Source organism: Streptococcus sp. GMD5S (assembly GCF_000298715.2).
Classification (GTDB): Bacteria; Bacillota; Bacilli; order Lactobacillales; family Streptococcaceae; genus Streptococcus.
Genome location: NZ_AJRG02000070.1, coordinates 1 through 2357, shown reverse-complemented (window position 1 = coordinate 2357; position 2357 = coordinate 1). Strand labels below are relative to the sequence as shown.

At 45.1% G+C, this 2357-nt stretch carries 4 protein-coding genes; 2 read left to right on the top strand and 2 right to left on the bottom strand.

What is annotated here, in order from left to right; translation table 11 throughout:
- On the top strand, window positions 1-939 hold a 939-nt coding region (gene dnaJ / locus GMD5S_RS0210070), incomplete at its 5' end, for a molecular chaperone DnaJ (RefSeq protein WP_016893903.1).
- A 26-nt stretch (window positions 940-965) separates the two neighbouring features.
- On the opposite strand, the gene GMD5S_RS0210065 is transcribed toward dnaJ, so the two are convergent.
- Window positions 966-1253, bottom strand: a complete 288-nt coding sequence (locus GMD5S_RS0210065) for a hypothetical protein (RefSeq protein ID WP_000777738.1) — start codon at window positions 1251-1253, stop codon at window positions 966-968.
- A 9-nt stretch (window positions 1254-1262) separates the two neighbouring features.
- Window positions 1263-1673 carry an HIT family protein gene (locus GMD5S_RS0210060; protein WP_001278326.1) on the bottom strand — a complete coding sequence of 137 codons (411 nt, stop codon included), beginning with the start codon at window positions 1671-1673 and terminating at the stop codon, window positions 1263-1265.
- 67 nt (window positions 1674-1740) lie between these two features.
- On the opposite strand from GMD5S_RS0210060, the gene GMD5S_RS0210055 reads away from it, so the two are divergent.
- Window positions 1741-2357 (top strand): ABC transporter ATP-binding protein (locus GMD5S_RS0210055; RefSeq protein ID WP_016893902.1); only part of this gene is annotated, 617 nt, incomplete at its 3' end.

The window sequence follows — 2357 nt, the reverse complement described above, 5'->3', positions numbered from 1 at the left end:
CAGTATGGTGCTGCGGGTGCCAACGGTGGCTTTGGTGGTGCTGGTGGTTTTGGTGGCTTTGACGGAGCAGGTGGCTTCGGTGGTTTTGAAGATATCTTCTCAAGTTTTTTCGGAGGAGGAGGAGCTTCACGCAATCCAAACGCTCCTCGTCAAGGGGATGACCTCCAGTATCGTGTGAACTTAACCTTTGAAGAAGCTATCTTCGGAACGGAAAAAGAAGTTAAATACAATCGTGAAGCCAGCTGTCGTACATGTAATGGCTCTGGTGCTAAGCCAGGGACAAGTCCAGTCACTTGTGGACGCTGTCATGGTGCTGGTGTCATTAACGTCGATACGCAGACTCCTCTTGGTATGATGCGTCGCCAAGTAACCTGTGATGTCTGTCATGGTCGCGGAAAAGAAATCAAAGATCCATGTACAACTTGTCACGGAACAGGGCATGAAAAACAAGCTCATAGCGTACATGTAAAAATCCCTGCTGGTGTGGAAACAGGCCAACAAATCCGCCTCGCTGGTCAAGGTGAAGCAGGCTTTAACGGTGGACCTTACGGGGACTTGTACGTGGTGGTTTCTGTTGAAGCCAGTGATAAATTTGAACGTGAAGGAACAACTATTTTCTACAAGTTAAATCTCAATATTGTCCAAGCAACTCTTGGAGATACTGTGGAAATTCCAACTGTTCATGGAGATGTTGAATTGGTTATCCCAGAAGGAACTCAGACTGGCAAGAAATTCCGTCTACGTGGCAAGGGAGCACCGAGCCTTCGTGGCGGTGCCGTTGGTGACCAATACGTTACTGTCAATGTCGTGACTCCGACAGGTTTGAACGACCGCCAAAAAGCTGCGCTTAAAGAATTCGCAGCTGCAGGTGACTTGAAAGTCAATCCAAAGAAAAAAGGCTTCTTTGACCATATAAAAGATGCCTTTGAAGGAGAATAAAGTAAAAAGAGCCATCGGGCTCTTTTTTACTTATCCTCAAGCTCCTGTGTTTCTTTTATCACAGCTAGTCTAGTCTGGAAATCTTTTTCCAAGACTTTGAACTTGTAGGTCAAATCTTTTTGGTATTCCTTGATAAGGGCTTTTTGTTGGTCGATGATTTGTAGGCTGTTTTGGATGATATCCAAATCATCCTTGATAGCTTCGACGCGGTCAGTTGTATCTAGCACTTCATCCTGAATGGCTTGGCGATTTTTCACGACAAAATAACTTCCAGCTGCAGCACCTGCAAATAGCAATAGATTGGATAGTTTCATGGCATCTCCTTAGGCATTTCTAATAGTTTCAGCGACTTGGGCAAGTTTGTCAAAGTCAGGTTCGTGGGCGATAAAGTCAATCTTAAGATCATCTTCTGCACCGTAGCGAGGTACAAGGTGCACGTGAGTATGAAAGACCGTTTGACCAGCAATTTCCTCGCAGTTGGCAATGATATTCATGCCGACAGCCTTGGTAGCCTGCATGACTTTTTGAGCCACTGTTGGCACTTGGGCAAAGAGTTGGCTGGCGCTGGTAGCGTCCATCTCCAAAAGATTGCGGTAGTGCTCTTTTGGTACGACCAAGGTGTGTCCAGGTGTTACTTGAGAGATATCAAGAAAGGCAAGAACCTGCTCATCCTCGTATACTTTTGAAGCAGGAATCTCCCCTGCGATGATCTTACAAAAAATGCAATCTGACATAAAATCCACCTCTACTGTATTGAATTTTGATATAATATAGCTACATTATACCAGATTCGGAGAAAATATGTTAGAAATTAAAAACCTGACAGGTGGCTATGTTCACGTCCCTGTCTTGAAAGATGTGTCCTTTACCGTTGAAAGTGGGCAGCTGGTCGGTTTGATTGGTCTCAATGGTGCTGGGAAATCAACGACTATCAATGAGATTATCGGTCTGTTGACACCTTACAGTGGGGAAATCAAGATTAACGGTTTCACCCTGCGAGAAGATGCGACCAGCTATCGCAAGCAGATTGGCTATATCCCTGAGACCCCTAGCTTGTATGAGGAATTGACTCTCAGAGAGCATATCAAGACGGTTGCCATGGCCTATGGTATTGAGCAAAAAGTGGCTTTTGATCGTGTGGAACCTTTGTTAAAAATGTTCCGTCTGGATAAAAAATTGGACTGGTTTCCAGTGCATTTCTCCAAAGGGATGAAGCAGAAGGTCATGATTATCTGTGCCTTTGTGGTAGATCCTAGCCTCTTTATCGTGGATGAGCCTTTCCTTGGGCTCGATCCGCTGGCTATTTCTGACTTGATTCAGCTTTTGGAAGTAGAAAAGCAAAAAGGCAAGTCTATCCTCATGAGTACCCACGTGCTGGACTCGGCGGAGAAGATGTGTGACGCCTTTGTTATTCTCCA